This is a genomic window from Mesorhizobium sophorae (assembly GCF_002270415.1).
GTDB lineage: Bacteria > Pseudomonadota > Alphaproteobacteria > Rhizobiales > Rhizobiaceae > Mesorhizobium > Mesorhizobium sophorae.
Map to the genome: position 1 here is coordinate 361597 of NZ_NNRI01000017.1, position 16980 is coordinate 378576.

Annotated in this window: 20 protein-coding genes; 16 read left to right on the forward strand and 4 right to left on the reverse strand. The window is 64.3% G+C overall.

Annotated features, from left to right (window positions below):
* The first annotated feature begins 1 nt into the window (after window position 1).
* The 9 genes from CGZ66_RS26230 to CGZ66_RS26270 all read left to right on the forward strand — a co-directional run bounded on the left by CGZ66_RS26230 (window position 2) and on the right by CGZ66_RS26270 (window position 7716).
* On the forward strand, window positions 2-1207 hold the full coding sequence (locus tag CGZ66_RS26230) for an aminotransferase class V-fold PLP-dependent enzyme (RefSeq protein WP_095089407.1): 1206 nt from the start codon (window positions 2-4) through the stop codon (window positions 1205-1207).
* Window positions 1208-1356: 149 nt separating this feature from the next.
* Window positions 1357-1557, forward strand: a complete 201-nt coding sequence (locus CGZ66_RS40410) for a plastocyanin/azurin family copper-binding protein (protein ID WP_095089408.1) — start codon at window positions 1357-1359, stop codon at window positions 1555-1557.
* A gap of 46 nt (window positions 1558-1603) precedes the next feature.
* Window positions 1604-2143 (forward strand): sigma-70 family RNA polymerase sigma factor, encoded by a 540-nt coding sequence (locus CGZ66_RS26240; protein WP_095089628.1) that lies wholly within the window; start codon window positions 1604-1606, stop codon window positions 2141-2143.
* The gene (locus CGZ66_RS26245; RefSeq protein ID WP_095089409.1) at window positions 2140-3051 is read left to right on the forward strand and encodes an anti-sigma factor family protein; all 912 of its coding nucleotides are present in this window, start codon (window positions 2140-2142) and stop codon (window positions 3049-3051) included. The genes CGZ66_RS26240 and CGZ66_RS26245 overlap by 4 nt, the downstream gene beginning before the upstream one ends.
* A 208-nt stretch (window positions 3052-3259) precedes the next feature.
* Complete coding sequence (locus tag CGZ66_RS26250) at window positions 3260-4249, forward strand: sugar phosphate isomerase/epimerase family protein (RefSeq protein ID WP_095089630.1); 990 nt, start codon at window positions 3260-3262, stop codon at window positions 4247-4249.
* A 13-nt stretch (window positions 4250-4262) separates the two neighbouring features.
* Window positions 4263-5138 (forward strand): MurR/RpiR family transcriptional regulator, encoded by an 876-nt coding sequence (locus tag CGZ66_RS26255; RefSeq protein ID WP_095089411.1) that lies wholly within the window; start codon window positions 4263-4265, stop codon window positions 5136-5138.
* Window positions 5135-6028, forward strand: a complete 894-nt coding sequence (locus tag CGZ66_RS26260; protein ID WP_095089412.1) for a ribokinase — start codon at window positions 5135-5137, stop codon at window positions 6026-6028. Before CGZ66_RS26255 ends, CGZ66_RS26260 begins: the two co-directional genes overlap by 4 nt.
* Window positions 6029-6145: 117 nt before the next feature.
* Window positions 6146-6643 carry a 5-(carboxyamino)imidazole ribonucleotide mutase gene (purE, locus tag CGZ66_RS26265; protein ID WP_095089414.1) on the forward strand — a complete coding sequence of 166 codons (498 nt, stop codon included), beginning with the start codon at window positions 6146-6148 and terminating at the stop codon, window positions 6641-6643.
* Window positions 6640-7716: a 5-(carboxyamino)imidazole ribonucleotide synthase gene (locus CGZ66_RS26270; protein ID WP_095089415.1), complete on the forward strand. Its 1077-nt coding sequence runs from the start codon at window positions 6640-6642 to the stop codon at window positions 7714-7716. The genes purE and CGZ66_RS26270 overlap by 4 nt, the downstream gene beginning before the upstream one ends.
* Before the next feature lie 15 nt (window positions 7717-7731).
* Here the strand turns inward: CGZ66_RS26270 and CGZ66_RS26275 are convergent, their stop codons facing one another.
* A complete protein-coding gene (locus CGZ66_RS26275; RefSeq protein ID WP_095089632.1) occupies window positions 7732-8154 on the reverse strand; it encodes a lysozyme inhibitor LprI family protein in 423 nt (140 codons plus the stop codon).
* Window positions 8155-8394: 240 nt separating this feature from the next.
* On the opposite strand from CGZ66_RS26275, the gene ykgO reads away from it, so the two are divergent.
* The 3 genes from ykgO (at window position 8395) to CGZ66_RS26290 (ending at window position 10407) form a co-directional block, all read left to right on the forward strand.
* The gene (ykgO, locus tag CGZ66_RS26280; protein WP_095089417.1) at window positions 8395-8520 is read left to right on the forward strand and encodes a type B 50S ribosomal protein L36; all 126 of its coding nucleotides are present in this window, start codon (window positions 8395-8397) and stop codon (window positions 8518-8520) included.
* A gap of 108 nt (window positions 8521-8628) precedes the next feature.
* The gene (locus CGZ66_RS26285; protein ID WP_095089419.1) at window positions 8629-9234 is read left to right on the forward strand and encodes a tetratricopeptide repeat protein; all 606 of its coding nucleotides are present in this window, start codon (window positions 8629-8631) and stop codon (window positions 9232-9234) included.
* Between the two features lie 105 nt (window positions 9235-9339).
* Complete coding sequence (locus tag CGZ66_RS26290) at window positions 9340-10407, forward strand: alpha/beta fold hydrolase (protein WP_095089420.1); 1068 nt, start codon at window positions 9340-9342, stop codon at window positions 10405-10407.
* Between the two features lie 28 nt (window positions 10408-10435).
* Here the strand turns inward: CGZ66_RS26290 and pyk are convergent, their stop codons facing one another.
* Complete coding sequence (gene pyk, locus CGZ66_RS26295; protein WP_095089422.1) at window positions 10436-11872, reverse strand: pyruvate kinase; 1437 nt, start codon at window positions 11870-11872, stop codon at window positions 10436-10438.
* Window positions 11869-12315: a DUF1036 domain-containing protein gene (locus tag CGZ66_RS26300; protein WP_245331228.1), complete on the reverse strand. Its 447-nt coding sequence runs from the start codon at window positions 12313-12315 to the stop codon at window positions 11869-11871. Before CGZ66_RS26300 ends, pyk begins: the two co-directional genes overlap by 4 nt.
* A 287-nt stretch (window positions 12316-12602) precedes the next feature.
* On the opposite strand from CGZ66_RS26300, the gene CGZ66_RS26305 reads away from it, so the two are divergent.
* The 3 genes from CGZ66_RS26305 to CGZ66_RS26315 all read left to right on the forward strand — a co-directional run bounded on the left by CGZ66_RS26305 (window position 12603) and on the right by CGZ66_RS26315 (window position 15040).
* Window positions 12603-13400: an N-formylglutamate amidohydrolase gene (locus CGZ66_RS26305; protein ID WP_095089425.1), complete on the forward strand. Its 798-nt coding sequence runs from the start codon at window positions 12603-12605 to the stop codon at window positions 13398-13400.
* Window positions 13401-13418: 18 nt separating this feature from the next.
* Window positions 13419-13727, forward strand: a complete 309-nt coding sequence (locus tag CGZ66_RS26310; RefSeq protein WP_095089427.1) for a DUF1244 domain-containing protein — start codon at window positions 13419-13421, stop codon at window positions 13725-13727.
* A 131-nt stretch (window positions 13728-13858) separates the two neighbouring features.
* Complete coding sequence (locus CGZ66_RS26315; RefSeq protein WP_095089429.1) at window positions 13859-15040, forward strand: MFS transporter; 1182 nt, start codon at window positions 13859-13861, stop codon at window positions 15038-15040.
* Here the strand turns inward: CGZ66_RS26315 and CGZ66_RS26320 are convergent.
* Entirely contained in the window at window positions 14998-15912 is a 915-nt protein-coding gene (locus CGZ66_RS26320) for a LysR family transcriptional regulator (protein WP_095089431.1), read from the reverse strand. The two genes, CGZ66_RS26315 and CGZ66_RS26320, sit on opposite strands and share 43 nt — an antisense overlap.
* Before the next feature lie 95 nt (window positions 15913-16007).
* Here CGZ66_RS26320 and CGZ66_RS26325 point away from each other — a divergent pair, with 95 nt between their 5' ends.
* Window positions 16008-16967, forward strand: coding sequence for an SDR family oxidoreductase (locus tag CGZ66_RS26325; protein ID WP_095089433.1), 960 nt, complete (start codon window positions 16008-16010; stop codon window positions 16965-16967).
* The last annotated feature ends 13 nt before the right edge of the window (window positions 16968-16980 follow it).

Here is a 16980-nt window from a genome sequence, read left to right on the forward strand (position 1 = left end):
GATGAACACCTATTCCGCCGACGGCTCCAACACCACCATCCGCGAACGGCTCGGCCTTCGCCCGATCATCAATGTTTCCGGCACGATGACTGCGCTTGGCGCATCGATCATCGTCCCGGAAGCGATCAGCGCCATGGCTGAAATAGCCTCGCAATGGGTGGAGATGGACGATCTGCAGCGCGCCGCAAGCACGGTCGTTGCCCGCCTCACCGGCGGCGAGGCCGGTTTCATCACCGCTTGCTGTGCCAGCGGCATCACCATGGCGATCGCCGGCGCGATGACCGGAACCAACCTGCTCGCCATCGAGCGCCTGCCGGACGACACCGAGGACCTCAAGTCGGAAGTCATCGTCCAGCTCGGTCACATCGTCAACTACGGCGCCCCGATCGACCAGTCGATCCGGCTGGCCGGAGCAAGGACCATTCCCGCCGGCACGGTCAGTGTGACCCAGGACTATCATGTGCGCGACGCGATCCGCGACCGCACGGCGGCGGGCCTCTATGTCGTCGCGCACCACACCGTGCAGTACGGCATGCTGTCGCTGGAGGAATTCTGCGAAATCTGCCACGCCAAGGGCGTCCCGGTGATTGTCGACGCCGCTTCCGAATATGACCTGCGCGGCTTCCTGGAGCGCGGCGCCGACATCGTCATCTACAGCGGACACAAATTCCTCAGCGGACCGACCAGCGGCATCGTCACCGGGCGCAAGGATCTGGTGCGCGCCGCCTATCTGCAGAACCGCGGCGTCGCACGCGCCATGAAGGTCGGCAAGGAGAGCATCGCCGGCACCATGGCGGCACTGGAAGCCTGGGAAAAGCGGGACCATGCCGGCATCCGCCGGCGTGAAGAAGCAGCCCTCAACCTTTGGAAGGACACGTTGCAGGGCTTGCCGGGCATCGTCGCGCAGATCATCCCTGATCCGACCGCCAATCCGCTCGACCGGCTGCAGATCTTCGTGTCGCCCGAGAGCCGGTTCACCGCCACCGGCCTCGCCTCGGCCCTGGCGGCAGGCCCGCCGCCCATCATTGTGCGCAACCACGAGGTGGAGCGCGGCCATTTCTTCCTCGACCCGTGCAATCTGCACCCTGGCGAAGCGGAGATCGTCGCCGAACGGCTGCGAGCCGTATTGACCGCGGCCGACCGACCGATCGACGCCATGAAGCCCGCCCGCAAGGATTCGTCCGGCTCATTGCGCTGGCCGGATTGAGCGCCAAACCGACATACATCCAAAAATGCAGCGGCTACGACCGGCTGATCACGCGACTGTGAACGGCCGCATTTGCACCCGGCGGGAATAAACCGTCACTGGAACAAGTCTCCTCGACATACGCCATTGCAGGCGTTGAGGAGCCTGACATGCCCCATCATTGCGAGGATGACAGCGACCATGGCACCAGCTGTCGTCTCGCGCCGGAGTGCATGATCGTCGTCAGTCCCTCCCCCAAGGCGCTTGACACCGGTGACACATATGAATTCACCTTCACCAAAGCAGGCGACTTTGCCTATTTCTGCGGGCTCCACCCGCACATGCAGGGCAAGATCACCGTCGCGCCTTGAGGGCGCATGGCAGAACCTGCCCGGAGTGCCGGATCATGCTGCCGTGTTGAGCGAAAAGGCCCTGGCCGAGCGCTTCGGTGAGGTGGTGCTGCCCCATCTCGGCGATGCGCTTGCGCTCGCCCGCTGGCTGACCGGCAATGCCGCCGATGCCGAGGATGTTGTGCAGGAAGCCTGCGTGAAGGCGCATGCCGGAATTGCCGGCTATGCCGGCGGCAATGCCCGCGCCTGGCTGCTGACCATCGTGCGCAACACCGCCTACACCTGGATGTCGCGCAACCGGCCGCGCGCCATGCTGGCCGTCGGCGACCTCGGCGATCTCGACGAGATGGCAGCGGCGCACGGTACCAGGCTGCCGGACGAAGACGGTCCGGAGGCGAGCCTGATCGCCAGGGCCGACACGGCGGCACTGGAAGCGGCGATCGCGGCACTGCCGCAGCCGTTTCGCGAGACGCTGGTGCTGCGCGATATCAACGGCCTCAGCTATCGCGAGATAGCGGCGATGCTCGGCGTGCCGATGGGCACCGTCATGTCGCGGCTGGCCCGTGCCCGCGGCCTGCTTGTGTCTGAACTGGGGAGAGCGCCATGACCAACCATGACGACGGACTGCCCAACGATCCCGAAGGTATCAGGCTGATGATCCATGCCCTCATTGATGGCGAGCTCGACGCGGCCGCGGCGCTGGCGGTGGAGCGGCGCATTGCCGCCGACCCGCAGCTTGCCGCCGAACACGCTCGCATCGTCGCCTTGCATGCGGCGGTGAACCGCTTGCCGCGCCCCGATGTCAGCGATGCCTTTCAGGCCCGCATCGCGGCGATCGGCGTTGCAGCCATGGCACAACAGACGCAAGACGAGCCGGCGGAGCCGCAGCAGGGCGCGCCGCCGGCGCAACCGGGGTTGATTATCCCGACCGGCGGAGGCCAGAGGCGAAACGCCGAGACACGCCCGTCGCAGACGCGGGTCCTGCCTAGGGCACGCCGCTTCGGCTCGTTCGACTGGCGTGCCATGGCAGCGTCGATCATGATCAGCGCCGTGCTGGCAAGCGGCGCGACACAATGGGTGATGGTCAACAGCGCGTCCGACAGCTTTGCCGCGGCGGTCGCCAGCGGCCATCGCCGTAGCCTGCTTGCGGCGAGCCCAATCGACATCGTCTCGTCCGACCGCCACACGGTGAAGCCGTGGCTAGATGCTCGGATCGGCGTGTCGCCGCCGGCGCCGGACCTCGCCCAGGATGGCTACGCATTGATCGGCGGCCGAGTCGAGGTGATCGCCGACCGGCCGGTACCGGCGCTGGTCTACCGCCACCGCGAGCATCTGATCACGCTGGTCGCCGAACCGCAGCAGGGCGGCGGCACCACAGCACCTGACGATCTCTCGTCAGGCGGCTTCTCGCTGGTGCACTGGAGCGACGGCGCGTTCTCCTACTGGGCGATCTCCGACATGGAGCGCCCCGAACTCGACGACTTCGTCGCCCGCTTCCGCAAGGCGGCGGTGTGAGGAGGTCCAGCCTCGTCACTGATCCCGCCGCCGCCCTGACAGATTCTCCGACCCACGGCGCCAGTCAAGAAGTCGCCGCTTGCCGGCGCGCGTTTGTGCGGCTCGGCCGGGCCGGGATTGCGGCCTGACCGTTGATCTAACGCCCTGACATCAATAACTTTACAAATATCTTTGGTTGTGTGAAGTTATGAACGTTGAAGGGCCAATCATGACAGCCAATCGTTTCGCCACGCGCCTGAATTCCTTTGCCTCGCAGCCGCAGGCCGAATGGCCGGATCTCACCGGCAAGCCGTCACTGATGCAGATGGCAGCGCGCGCTGCCAGGGTTGCCGGGCTGACCGACCTCGATTTGAATTTCCCCGACCATGTCAGCGAAAGGCCGGCTGAAATCGCGCGAAACTTGGGCAACCTTGGCCTTTCCATTAATGGCTTCGCCATGCGCTACTACTCCAACCCGGCCTTCAAGCTCGGCGCCTTCACCAACCCGGATCCGGCAGTGCGCCGCGAAGCCATCGACCTGACCAAGGCCGGCATCGACGCCGTGCGCGAGGCCGGCGCCAGCCTGATGACGCTGTGGCTCGGACAGGATGGCTTCGATTACGCCTTCCAGGCCGACTATGCGACACTCTGGCAACACGAAATTGACGGAATTCGTGAAGTAGCCGCGCATGACCCCGGCTGCCAGATCAGCCTGGAGTACAAGCCAAACGAGCCGCGCTCCTACAGCCTGATGCCGGATGCGGCGACGACCTTGCTGGCAATCCGCGATGTCGGACTGCCCAATCTCGGCGTCACGCTCGATTTCGCCCATGTGCTCTATGCCGACGAGCAGCCGGCCTTCGCCGCCGCCCTGGTGGCGCGCCACAGCAAGCTGCTCGGCGTGCATCTCAATGACGGCTACGCCAAACGCGACGACGGCCTGATGGTCGGCGCCGTGCATACGCTGCAGACCATCGAACTGCTCCGGCAGATCCGCAGGGACGGCTACGCCGGCGCTATCTATTTCGACACCTTCCCCGACATGACGGGTCTCGATCCGGTGCATGAGTGCGAGGTCAATATTGCCACCGTCAAGCGCATGCTGCGGGTCGTCGACCGGATCGACCAGGACAACCGGCTGTCCGCCGCCATCGAGCGCCAGGACGCGGTGACGTCGCAGGCCATCATCCAGGAAATCATGCTCGGGCCTGACGTATGACGAGGGGACGTGGATGACCTCGAGCGGGCTGGACCTGAAGGCGGTGGGACCGCGCATCCGCATGATGATGCCGCATCTCACACCGCTGGAGGCGAAGGTGGTGGAAACGGTCTTTGGCCGACGCGGCTTCGACGAGAGCATTCCGCTGAAGCGGATCGCCGAGGAATCCGGCGTGTCGGAAGCGATGGTCGTCAAGATCGCCAAGAAGCTCGGCTTCTCCGGCTATCGCGACTTCCGCACCGCCGTCTATGAATACAGCCGCCTGCCGACCGCGGAGATGCACCAGGAACTGTCGTCGGACGACAGTTCGGCAGAGATCGTGCAGAAGGTGTTCCGCACCTCCATCCAGGCGCTGGAGGAGACTCTGGCCATCCTCGACATCGAGGATTTCGACCGCGCCGCCGATCTGCTCTACCGCGCCGGAAACCGTGACTTCTACGGCGTCGGCGGTTCGGCGCAGATCGCACGCGACGTCTCGCACAAATTCCTGCGCATCGGCATCCGCACGAATGTCTTTGATGACTCGCACATGATGCTGATGTCGGCCTCGCTGCTCGGCCCCGACGACATCGCCGTCGGCTTCTCGCACTCCGGCAATACGTCGGCTGTCATCGACGCCATCCAGCTTGCCCGCAGGAACGGCGCCCGCTCGCTCGCTATCACCAACTACAACAATTCGCCGTTGGCCGCGGTTGCCGACGTCGTGCTGTGCTCCACCGCGCAGGGCTCGCCGCTGATGGGGGAGAACGCGGCGGCCCGCATCGCCCAACTCAACATCCTCGACGCGTTGTTCGTGGCGGTGGCGCAGCGCGACTACCAGGCGGCGGAACGCAATCTCGGCCGCACCATGTCGGCGGTGACATCAAAACGAAAAGACCGGGGCTCATGAGGACAACGCCGCTGGTCACCGTGTTCGGCAGCCTGCACTATGACATCATGGTCGACGCGCCCGACCGCCCGCGCAAGGGCGAGACGGTGACCGGCCATGCCTGGCACCCGAAATGCGGTGGCAAGGGCGGCAACCAGGCGGTTTCGGCGGCAAGGGCCGGTATGCGCGTGGCGATGATCGGCGCCGTCGGCGACGATGATTTCGGCAGGGCGCTACTGGCCAATCTCGATCGTGCCGGCGTCGACCGTCGCTTCGTTCGGCTGGCGCCGGACGCCGGGTCCGGCATGAGCGTGGCGATCTTCGACGAAAGCGGCGACTACGGCGCGGTGATCGTTTCGGGCAGCAATCTCACGCTTGGCGACAGGGACATCGCGGCTGCTTCCAAGGTAGTGGCACAAACGTCCGTACTGCTTTTGCAGAACGAGATACCTGAGGCCGCCAACGTTGCCGCCGCACGCGCGGTGAAGAGACATGGCTGCCGCGTCCTGCTCAATGCCGCCCCCGCGCGCAAACTCTCCAGTGAACTGATCGCGCTCGTCGACATCCTGGTGGTCAACGCCATCGAGGCGGAATTCCTGACCGGCCTGGCTGTGGTCGAAACACTGGAAGGTGCCGCGCAAGCGGCGCGACTTCTGGTCGAACTCTGCCCAACCGCAATTGTGACGGCGGGCGGCGAGGGCGTCGCTTGTTGCGACCGGACCGGTGCCGCCTTCGCGTTGCCGGCCATCCCGGTCAAGGTCGTCAGCACGCATGGCGCGGGCGATGAATTCGTTGGTGCGCTGGCCGCCGCACTTGCCCGTGGAGAGGCCATGCGGGCCGCCGTCACCGCCGCCAACGCCGCTTCGGCCTTGCTGGTTTCGAAACCCGAGGCCGAGCGCGGCAGCATCTGACGTCTGGACTCCGGAGGACCCACTTTCCGTCTTGCCAAACGGCAGCGGCGGCCGCCTATCCTTGCGGCTTCGCCCGAATTCCGCTAAGGCGCGCCTTTGTCGCCGAGGAGCAAGGACTTGGACGATCAACGCGCCGATGTCGCCATCATCATGGGCAGCCAGTCCGACTGGGCAACCATGCGCCATGCGGCTGAAACGCTGGAGGCACTCGGCATCCCGCACAAGCGGTTGATCGTCTCCGCGCATCGCACACCCGACCGTCTCTATGATTTCGCCAAGGGCGCCAAGGCTGCCGGCTACAAGGTGATCATCGCCGGCGCCGGCGGTGCGGCGCACCTGCCAGGCATGACCGCGGCGATGACGCCGCTGCCGGTGTTCGGCGTACCGGTCGAATCGAAAGCGCTTTCCGGGCAGGATTCCCTGCTCTCGATCGTCCAGATGCCGGCCGGCATTCCCGTCGGGACGCTGGCCATCGGCAAGGCCGGTGCGACCAACGCTGCACTACTGGCTGCCGCCGTGCTCGCGCTTTACGACGACAAGCTTGCGACGCGGCTGGACGACTGGCGCGCCTCGCAGACCGCCAAGGTCGCGGTCGAACCGACGGATGCAGCGTGAGCCTGCCCGCCGGATCGACGATCGGCATCATTGGCGGCGGCCAGCTCGGCCGCATGCTGGCGATGGCGGCTGCTCGCCTTGGCTACCGCACGGTGGTGCTGGAGCCGCAAGCGGATTGCCCGGCAGCACAGGTCGCCAACCGGCAGATAACGGCTGCCTATGACGACCCGGCCGCACTTGCCGAGCTGGCGGCGGCGAGTTCCGTCATGACCTACGAGTTCGAGAACGTGCCGGTTGCGGCTGCGAGCGCGCTGGCCGCCAAGGTTCCGGTCTATCCGCCGGCTCGCGCGCTTGAAGTCGCGCAGGACCGGGTGAGCGAAAAGACATTCCTCAATGGCATCGGCATTGCCACCGCGGATTTCCGCCCCGTCGACAATGACGACGAGCTGACGGCGGCGCTGAAAGCATTCGGCGGCAGTGGCATATTGAAGACACGCCGCATGGGCTACGACGGCAAGGGCCAGCGCGTCTTCCGCAACATGGAAGCCGGCGGTTTCGCCGGCACTTGCGAGGCGATGGGCAATGTACCGCTGATCCTGGAGAGCTTCGTGCCGTTCGAGCGCGAGATTTCGGTGATCGCGGCACGAGGGCTGGACGGCGCCGTCGCCGCCTACGATCCGGCCGAAAATGTCCACCGCAAAGGCATACTCCACACTTCGACCTTGCCGGCCGCCATTAGGCCCGAGACAGCCGCCGCGGCACAGGCGGCAGCATCGAAGATATTGTCGGCGCTCGACTATGTCGGCGTCATCGGCGTTGAGTTCTTCGTGCTGCCCGACGGTTCGCTGCTGGCCAACGAGATCGCTCCGCGGGTGCACAATTCCGGCCATTGGACGGAAGCCGCCTGCATCGTCTCGCAGTTTGAGCAGCACATCCGCGCCGTCGCCGGCTTACCGCTGGGAGACCCGAAACGCCATTTTGACTGCGTGATGGAAAACCTGATCGGTGACGATGTGCTGCGTGTCGCCGAATTGCTCGCCGAGCCCGACCTGATGCTGCATCTCTATGGCAAGGCCGAGGCCCGGCCCGGCCGCAAGATGGGCCATTTCACCCGGGTCAGCCTTCGCGCCTGACTTCACAAACCCGCGTTATTGTACGTCACCGCTCTCGTCCTCGTCAGGACTGGCGCAACTCGCGTCACCCTCCTCGCAATTGGCCGCGGCAGCGAGCTGCTTGGTGCGGTCATTGGTCAGCCTGGTCAGGCATTGCGAAACTTCCATCGAATGGATCGAGCCGCCCGCGCTGGCCGCGGTCGAGTGAGCGCATTCGGCGTCGCGGAAGGCGATCCAGGCGCGTTGCGCCGCCTGCAGCAACTTCTTGCTGTCGGCATCATCCGAGCTGATGAGGTCCTGGTAGGCCTTGTTCAATCTGGCGTCCGCGGCCTGATAGTCCTCCCCGGCACAGATGTTCATCATCTGCTGGCTGTCGTCGCTGCGGTCGCATTCCTGCGCCCGGGCAGCCGAAGCTCCCGCCAGCAAGACAAGGCAGGCGGACAGGAAAATTCGGCGCATATTCATCCCCAAATCACTTCACGGCGGCCGCATCATCCCAGCCGGCTGGAGGCCGTGCAATGCCGCCAGGCCGACATGGCGGATATTTGATGATATGGCAGGTTCGCCCTGTCATAGAGCACGCTTGCGGTTGACACGGACAAGGCTCCTCGTTTATGAGCCACCCACAGTTCAAAGGCGCCTCTTCTGGCGCGCCTTAAAATTTCGACCCGGACCGGGTCCACACCGACAGGCAAGACCATGAAGATCAAGAATTCGCTCAAGGCGCTGAAGGCGCGTCATCGCGACAACCAGCTGGTTCGCCGCAAGGGCCGCGTCTACGTCATCAACAAGACTGCCCCGCGCTACAAGGCACGCCAGGGCTGAGCTTTCGGCCGGAGGCTTCGTGCCTCCGCCAATTGATGCTTGTCGTCCTCCGACCTTCTCACGCTAAAATCACTTTGATGTTCCGCCGCCCGGGATTAGAGTCGGGTGATGCGGATTCTTTTTGCATTTCTGGCAATCTTTCTCGTTTCCGGTGCCGTCGCCTTACCGGCTCGGGCGGATGATCAGGCGGCGGCGCCGGCGGCCCCGGATGCCCCGCCGCCGGTGATGACGAAACAGGCCCATCTCGACCAGCTGTTCAGCGACCTGAAGCGCGAGCGCAACGAAAAGGCCGCCGAGCGCATTGCCGGCAACATCTGGAGCGAGTGGTTCCAATCCGGCAGCGCCTCGATCGACCTGATGATGATGTGGTCGCAAAAGGCCATAGAAGGCCAGAAATTCGATGTCGCTCTCGATTTCCTCGATCAGGTGGTGACCCTGCAGCCGACCTATGCCGAAGGCTGGAACCGGCGCGCCACCGTGCATTTCATGATGAAGAACTATGGTAAGTCGATGTCTGACATCGACCATACGCTGCAGCTCGAGCCGCGCCATTTCGGAGCGCTGTCCGGCCTGGCGCAGATCATGGCCCTGACCGGCCACAAGCAATCGGCGCTCGAGGCCTGGCAAAAGGTGCTGGCCATCTATCCGATGATGCGCAGCGCCCAGGACCAGGTCGCCTCACTGTCGGAAGAGCTTGCCGGCGAAGGCATTTGATGCCTTTAAGGGAATAGGGGAGTAAGGCAGTAAGTGAGTGCAGATTGCACATGCCCCTGCTCCCCTGCCCAGAACTAATTCCGCTCCAGCCCGTATTTTCCCCGCATGAACCTGATCTACGCTGCCCTCGCCTTCCTGATGGCGCTTGTCTTCGGCCTTGTCGGCGTCACCCGCGTCGGGTCGTGGCTTATCGAGCGGCGCAATCCACCGATTGGTGACTTCGCCGACATCAATGACGCCCGCATCCACTATGTGCATATTCCGGCGCCTGCGAATGCCTCGCTGCCGCCGATCGTCTTCATCCATGGCGCCAGTGCCAATCTCAGGGATCAGATGCTGCCGCTGCGGCCGCTGCTCGAAGGCCGCGCCGAAATGCTGTTCCTCGACCGGCCGGGTTTCGGCTGGTCGGAGCGTGGCCCTGGCAACAACGAAAGCCCGTCGGCCCAGGCCAACACCATCGCCGCGCTGATGGACCGTCTCGGCATGAAGAAAGCTGTCGTCGTCGGCCATTCCTTTGGCGCCGCCGCGACCACCGCGTTCGGCCGCGAGCATGCCGACAAGACGCTTGGGCTGGTCTTTCTCGCGCCGGCGACCCATCCCTGGCCGGGCGGCGCAACCTCCTGGTACTATGATCTGACGACCATTCCGGTGATCGGCTGGCTGTTCTCCGAGACACTGAGCTATCCCGCGGGAACGCTGCAGATGGCTGATGCCACGACCTGCGTCTTCTCGCCCAACAAGGTGCCGGACAATTATCTCGTCACGGCCTCGATCCCGCTGGTGCTGCGGCCACCGGCCTTTCGCGCCAACGCCACCGACGTCGCCGGGCTCTATCGCTATGCCCTTGGTGCCGCGCCCCGCTACGCCGAGATCAAGGCGCCGACCGTGGTCATTTCGGGCGACCGCGACAAGGTCGTCTATGCGCAGATTCACTCTATCGGCCTCGTCCGCGACATTGCCGGCGCCGAGCTGGTCTGGGTGCACAATCTCGGCCATAAGCCGGACTGGATTGCCCCCGACCTGGTCGTCGGCGCCATCGAGAAGGCCGCCGGCAAGGAGATCGACCTGCAGGCGATGGCCAGGACCGTGGAAGCGCGTATCGCCGGCGACGCTTACGGCGCCGGCAAATGCGCCGACCTCAAGGTGCCGCAGGCCGAACTCGCGCCGACCTGATCACGCTTGCTGGTTCAGGCGAACCGATCTAACGGGTGCTTTGCACGTCCGATCCGACATAGGCGATGCGCAGCATGTTGGTCGAACCGGGGGTTCTCAGCGGCACGCCGGCGGTGATGATGACACGATCGCCCGGCTTGCCGAAACCTTCGTCGAAGGCGATGCGGCAGGCGCGGTTGACCATGTCGTCGAGGTCGCTGGCATCGGGCGAGACGACGCAATGCGTGCCCCACAGCAGCGACAGCCGCCGCGCCGTGTTGAGGATCGGCGACAGCGCAATGATCGGCACCTGCGGACGCTCGCGGGCGGCGCGCAGGCCGGTGGTACCGGACGCCGTATAGGTGATGATCGCCGACAGTTTCAGCGTCTCGGCGATCTCGCGGGCGGCCAGCGAAATGGCGTCGGCGCCGGTTGCTTCCGGCTCGGAGCGCTGCGCGTTGATGATCCCGGCATAGGTCGGATCGGTTTCGACCTTGGTGGCGATGCGGTCCATCATCGCCACCGCTTCGACCGGATAGGCGCCTGCGGCGGACTCCGCCGACAGCATGATGGCATCGGCGCCTTCGAAGACGGCGATCGAAACATCGGACACCTCGGCGCGGGTCGGCACGGGAGCGGTGATCATCGATTCCAGCATCTGCGTTGCAACCACCACCGGCTTACCGGCGCGGCGTGCAGCGCGCGTGATCTGCTTCTGGATGCCGGGCACCGCCTCGAGCGGCATTTCGACACCGAGATCGCCGCGGGCGACCATCAGCGCATCGGACAGTTCTATGATCTCGGCCAGCCGCGCAACGGCCTGCGGCTTTTCGATCTTGGCCATGATCAATGCCCGGCCGCGCGCGATCTTGCGCGCTTCGGCCAGATCCTCCGGCCGCTGCACGAACGACAGCGCGACCCAGTCGACGCCCGTCGACAGAACGGCATCGAGATCCTTGCGGTCCTTCTCGGTCAGCGCTCCGACCGGCAGATCGGTATCTGGCAGGCTGACGCCTTTCTTGTCGGAAATCGTGGTGCCGGCAATGACCGTGCAGACGATCGACTTGCCGTCGCTTCTCACCGCCTTCAATTCGAGCTTGCCGTCATCGATCAGCAAGCGATGACCGGCCTCGACCGAGCTCAGGATTTCGGGATGCGGCAGGTAGACCCTGGTTGATGTGCCCGGCTCGGGATTGTTGTCGAGCGTGAAGGTCTGGCCGACAGTCAGCACTTCCTTGCCATTGGCGAACTTGCCGACGCGCAGCTTGGGGCCTTGCAGGTCGGCCAGAATACCAATCGGCCGGCCGACCGCTTCCTCGACTGTACGGATGCGTCCGACCAGCGTGCGCATCAGCTCGTGATCGGTATGGCTCATATTGATGCGGAACACATCGGCGCCCGCTTCGAACAATTTCTTCAGCATCTCCTCCGACGAGGAGGCCGGACCGATGGTGGCTAGGATCTTGACCTTGCGGCTACGTCTCATTGACTGTTTGTTCCCGGGGCGGCTGGAGCGCCTCCCGTTGCGGGCTCATCGGTCAGCTGGACCATCCAGCTTGCCTGTTCGCCCGTGTCATATTCCTGGAATCCGGCGCGCTGAAAGCCCCGGGCGACGCAATCGGTTACGCCGGCGATCTTGAACTCTTTTTCAGCCACGCACATGTTGATCGGGCCGTCCCAGCGTCCACCGCGCTCGGCGTCTTCTGCATAAAGATAGTAAAACCTTGATGACAGCGGTCCTTCGATCAGCGTCTTGCAGCTCGATCCCTCGATGTGCCACCAGCCCTCGGTGATCCAGCCGGCCTTGGCGCGATAGCCGATGCCGACGCCGACCAGGTTCTGCGTGGCGTTGCAGACACGGAAATCGGCACGCGCCGGCGAGGCCATGACCATCGCCGACAGGCCCACGGCAAGGATCAGGAGCGGCATGGCAAAGGCGGAGCGCATGCGCTGCCTGCCGGCGGAACCCATCCGAAAACCCCTCAAGAACCACATCTGCATCTCTCTGCGCCCCTTTTCGGAAAAGTCCGGGCGCATGTCAACGCGCCGTTTTGTCCAATTCCAATCGATTTAGAAAGGCTCCGGCGCACAATTCGCCGACTTCTGCCAGATTTCCCGGGAAACCTTGGCCAAACAACGGCATTGCGCAAGCGTCGTCTTCGTGGAATGACGATAGCACCCTCCCCGGAAGCCAGCGAACAGACCATTTCCCGCCAATGACCCGATCCACAGTTTTCGCGCCTTTCGACATCGTCGAAGGCGACCGCAAGCGAGGCATTGTGCTTCTGGGCGACCATGCCCGCCGCGATCTGCCGGAGGACTATGGCAGCCTCGGCCTGCCGGCGGAGGAGTTCGACCGTCACATCGCCTATGATATCGGCGTCGAGGCGGTGACGCGCGAACTGGCTGCTCTGCTCGGTGTGCCTGCGGTAATGGCCAATTTCTCACGGCTGCTGATCGACCCCAATCGGGGCGAGGATGATCCGACGCTCATTCGCCAGCTTTATGACGGCACCGTCGTGCCCGGGAATTACCCGATTGCTGCCGAGGAGCGCGAAAGGCGGCTCGACGCCTTCTACCGGCCCTATCACGACGCCGTCGGCGCCATGATTGCCTCGGTCGCGCAGGCCTCTGCCCAGACGCCCTTCATCTTCTCGGTGCATTCCTTCACCCCGGTCATGCAAGGGATCCAACGTCCCTGGCATGTCGGCATCCTGTGGGATCGGGATGACCGGGTGGCGCGGCCGCTGATAGACATGCTGGCCGGTGACAAGAGCCTCGTGGTTGGCGACAACGAACCCTATGACGGTGCGCTGCGCGGCGACACCATGTACAAGCACGCCATCGTCAACGGCTTCGCTCATGCGCTGATCGAGATCCGCCAAGACCTGATATCGGACCAGACAGGCGCGATCGTCTGGGCGCAGCGCCTGGCGCCGATCGTTGACGCGATCGACCGCCGTCCTGATATACATGTGGTCAAGCAATTCGGCTCCCGCACCGGGCCGCTTTAAAGCCGCAAGGAGGTTTCGATGACCGAACTCAGCGACGAGCAGAAGCGTGATTTCGAGGCTGCCGCCTTTCGCCGTCTGGTCGAGCATCTGCGCGAGCGCAACGACGTGCAGAACATCGACCTGATGAACCTCGCCGGCTTCTGCCGCAACTGCCTGTCAAACTGGTATCGCGAAGCTGCCGAGGCCGAAGGCGTTGGCCTGTCCAAGGACCAGTCGCGCGAGATCGTCTACGGCATGCCCTATGCTGAATGGCAGGCGCTCAACCAGACCGAGGCCTCCGATGCCAAGAAGGCTGAATTCGAGGCGCGGCGGCCCAAGGACCATTAGTTAGCCCTCGACATTACCCGGCCATTTCCAAGGCGGTGTTTGGCCCAAATGCTTTTCCGAAAGACCGCTTGACTGAAAATTGAATCGATCTAATTTGCCGCGCAACGCTATTTCTTGACCGGATTCGAGCCTTGGACGCGCAAAACGCCATCCAGACTGCCATTCGCGGACGATGGGCCGTAGCGGCCATTTTCCTCGCCAACGGCTTCCTGACCGGCAGCTGGGCGCCGCAGATCCCGGTGTTTCTGACACGGCTGGAGATCACGAAGTTCACGCTCGGCCTGCTGATCCTGCTGTTCGGCGCCGGCGCTGTCACCGCGATGACCTGGTGCGGCCACCTGATCTCGAAACATGGTTCGCGCACCGTGCTGCGCTGGTTCGGCCTTTGCGGCAGCCTTGGGCTGCTGGTGGTGGCGCTGGCCCCCAACGTGCCGCTGGCGGCCATCGCCATGTTCATCTTCGGCGGCTCGATCGGCGGCATGGACGTCGCCATGAATGCCAATGCGGTGGTGGTCGAACGGCGGCTCTCGCGCGCCATCATGTCGTCCTCGCACGGCTTCTGGAGCCTTGGCGGTTTCGCCGGCGGCGGCCTTGGCGGCTTTGCCATCCAGCACTGCGGCCACCTCGCTCACGCTGCGGTGGTGACGGCGCTCGCCTTCGCGGTGATCGCGGTGGCGGTTCGCCATCTGGTCGCCGAGGACAGGCCGCAGGCGACCGAACATCACAAATTCGCGCTGCCGGGAAATCCGCTGGTCTACCTCGTCGGCTTGATGGCGCTGCTGACGATGATCTCCGAAGGCGCGGTGCTCGACTGGGCGGCACTGTATCTCAGGCAGGAACTTGGTGCAGACCTTGCCGTTGCCGGTCTTGCCTATGCCGCCTTCTCAGGTGTCATGGCGATCATGCGCTTCTTCGGCGACGGCGTTCGCAACCGCCTCGGCGCGGTGATGACGTTGCGCGCGTCGGCGCTCGTCGCTGCCGCCGGCATGCTGATCGCCGGGCTGTCACCCTCGCCCTGGCTTGCAATCGCGGCCTTTGCCTTGTGCGGCTTCGGCATCGCCAACATGGTGCCGATCATCTTTTCGGCCGGCGGCAACCAGGAAGGCATGTCGTCGGGCACCGGCATGAGCGTGGTCACCACCATGGGCTATTCCGGCATTTTGGTGGCACCGTCGGCGATCGGTTTCGTTGCCGAGCATTTCAGCTTCGGCCCGATCTTCATCGCCATGTCGGCGCTGCTGGTCGTCGTGCTGCTGATGGCCGGGCTTGCTCACCGCGCCGAATTCGCGCCCGACGCCACGCCGGCCGAGTAGCGTTTGAGTTCCTCGTAGAGGAAATCCGCCACGCGGCGGATGCGCACGCTGGTGCGCACGTCGCGATGCATGGCCAGCCATACCGGCAGCACCGGCAGCGGCAGGCCAGGCAGCACCTTTTCCATCAATGGATCGCTGTCTGCCAGCGGCTCCTGGCCGAGGCCAATGCCGTTTCCCGCCCGCACCGCTTCCCACAAGACGATCTGGTTGTCGGCCCTGAAGCGGAAGCTGTTCCGGGTGACCGGTATGCCGTGCTGGGTGAAGCCTCTGATCATCTCGTCGCTGCGGTCGAAGCCGACCAGAGCGTGCTCGACAAGGTCGGCAGATTTCAGCGGGCGGCCGCGCCTGTCGAGGTAGGACTTGGCCGCGCAGGCGCAGAGCCTGATATCGCAGACCTTGCGCGCCAGCAACTCGTTCTGCCCGGGCTTGACCATGCGGATGGCGATGTCGGCATCGCGGCGCAACAGGTTCTCGACCTGGTTCGAGGCAACGATCTCGACCTCGATGCCGGGCTCCTCGATGCCGAGCCGCGCCGTTATCTCCGGCAGCACATAAGCTGCCACCACCTCGCTGGCGGCAATGCGCACCGTGCCTTCGATCGCCTCGACCGACCCCAGCGCCAGCAGGGAAAAGGCGCTCGCCTGCTCGCTAACCGCCTTGCCGCGCTCGAACAGAGTGCTGCCGGCTTCCGTCAGTTCATAGCCGCGTCGCCCACGCCGGAACAGCGTGATGTCAAGCGCCTGCTCAAGCTCGGCGATATGGCGGCCAAGCGTCGGCTGGCTGGCCGAGAGCTTCCGAGCGGCGGCCGACAGGCTGCCGGTCTCCGCCACGGTGACAAAGCTCTTGATCAGGTTCCAGTCGATTTCGTTCATTCATTCATGAATATCAAACCTCCATACATAGTCAATTTCCATTCGCCTGCGAGGAGACCATATTCGAGCTGCAAACATCGACACGGAGACGAAAAATGACCAAGATCGCAATTCTCGGTGCCAATGGCCGGCTCGGCCGCGTGGTCGCCAAGGCCTTCATCGATGCCGGTTATGATGTCCGCGCCATCACCCGCAGCGGCAAGGTGCCGGCCGAACTCAAAGGCGCCACGGCCGTTGCCGGCGACGCGCTCGACCGCGAAGCCATGATCCGCGCCACGCAAGGCGTCGACATCATCTTCAATGGCCTCAACCCGATCTACACCGACTGGGGCAAGTGCCTGCCGATGGCCGAAAACGTCATGGCCGCCTGCCATGCGAACGGCGCGCTGCACCTCTTTCCCGGCACCGTCTACAATTACGGCTCGCCGATGCCGGCGGTGATCACCGAGGACACGCCCTTCCACCCGACGACGGAAAAGGGCCGCATACGCTGCGCCATGGAAGAGCTGTTTCGCCGCGAGGCCGACGCCGGCCGTGTACGCACCATTCTCCTGCGCGCCGGCGATTTCTTCGGCGGCACCGGCAGCGGATCGTGGTTCGACCTCGTCGTCGCCGCCAAGATGAACAAGGGCATCTATACCGCGCCCGGTCCGGTCGATCTGGTGCATGAATGGGCTTACCTGCCGGACTTCGCCGTAGGCTTCGTCGCGTTGGCGCGCAATCTCGACAAGCTCGGCTTCTATGAGGCGCTGAACTTTCCAGGCCATGCAATCACCGATCTGGAACTAAAGGCCGCGTCAGAGAAGGCGCTTGGCCGAGCACTCAAGATGACCTCGATGCCTTGGTGGGTGCTGCGTGCCGGCAGCCCGTTCGTGGCCATGTGGCGCGAGATCGTCTCGATGTCCTATCTGCGCTTCGAGCCGCATCGGCTGGTCTCGACGCGGCTGGAACACATCATCGGCGAGACTCCGCGCACGCCGTTGGATCAAGCAGTCGCCGAGGCTCTCGGGGACATCGGCATCGCCACCGTAAATGGCGTTGCGAAAGCGGCCTGATAGGCACGTCGGC

Bases quoted from the DNA above. Each gene is read 5' to 3' on its own strand.
- CGZ66_RS26230 (WP_095089407.1), top strand. From the start codon at position 2: ATGAACACCTATTCCGCCGACGGCTCCAACACCACCATCCGCGAACGG.
- CGZ66_RS40410 (WP_095089408.1), top strand. From the start codon at position 1,357: ATGCCCCATCATTGCGAGGATGACAGCGACCATGGCACCAGCTGTCGT.
- CGZ66_RS26245 (WP_095089409.1), top strand. From the start codon at position 2,140: ATGACCAACCATGACGACGGACTGCCCAACGATCCCGAAGGTATCAGG.
- CGZ66_RS26250 (WP_095089630.1), top strand. From the start codon at position 3,260: ATGACAGCCAATCGTTTCGCCACGCGCCTGAATTCCTTTGCCTCGCAG.
- CGZ66_RS26255 (WP_095089411.1), top strand. From the start codon at position 4,263: ATGACCTCGAGCGGGCTGGACCTGAAGGCGGTGGGACCGCGCATCCGC.
- CGZ66_RS26260 (WP_095089412.1), top strand. From the start codon at position 5,135: ATGAGGACAACGCCGCTGGTCACCGTGTTCGGCAGCCTGCACTATGAC.
- CGZ66_RS26275 (WP_095089632.1), bottom strand. From the start codon at position 8,154: ATGCGCCGAATTTTCCTGTCCGCCTGCCTTGTCTTGCTGGCGGGAGCT.
- ykgO (WP_095089417.1), top strand. From the start codon at position 8,395: ATGAAGATCAAGAATTCGCTCAAGGCGCTGAAGGCGCGTCATCGCGAC.
- CGZ66_RS26285 (WP_095089419.1), top strand. From the start codon at position 8,629: ATGCGGATTCTTTTTGCATTTCTGGCAATCTTTCTCGTTTCCGGTGCC.
- CGZ66_RS26290 (WP_095089420.1), top strand. From the start codon at position 9,340: ATGAACCTGATCTACGCTGCCCTCGCCTTCCTGATGGCGCTTGTCTTC.
- pyk (WP_095089422.1), bottom strand. From the start codon at position 11,872: ATGAGACGTAGCCGCAAGGTCAAGATCCTAGCCACCATCGGTCCGGCC.
- CGZ66_RS26300 (WP_245331228.1), bottom strand. From the start codon at position 12,315: ATGCCGCTCCTGATCCTTGCCGTGGGCCTGTCGGCGATGGTCATGGCC.
- CGZ66_RS26305 (WP_095089425.1), top strand. From the start codon at position 12,603: ATGACCCGATCCACAGTTTTCGCGCCTTTCGACATCGTCGAAGGCGAC.
- CGZ66_RS26310 (WP_095089427.1), top strand. From the start codon at position 13,419: ATGACCGAACTCAGCGACGAGCAGAAGCGTGATTTCGAGGCTGCCGCC.
- CGZ66_RS26320 (WP_095089431.1), bottom strand. From the start codon at position 15,912: ATGAACGAAATCGACTGGAACCTGATCAAGAGCTTTGTCACCGTGGCG.
- CGZ66_RS26325 (WP_095089433.1), top strand. From the start codon at position 16,008: ATGACCAAGATCGCAATTCTCGGTGCCAATGGCCGGCTCGGCCGCGTG.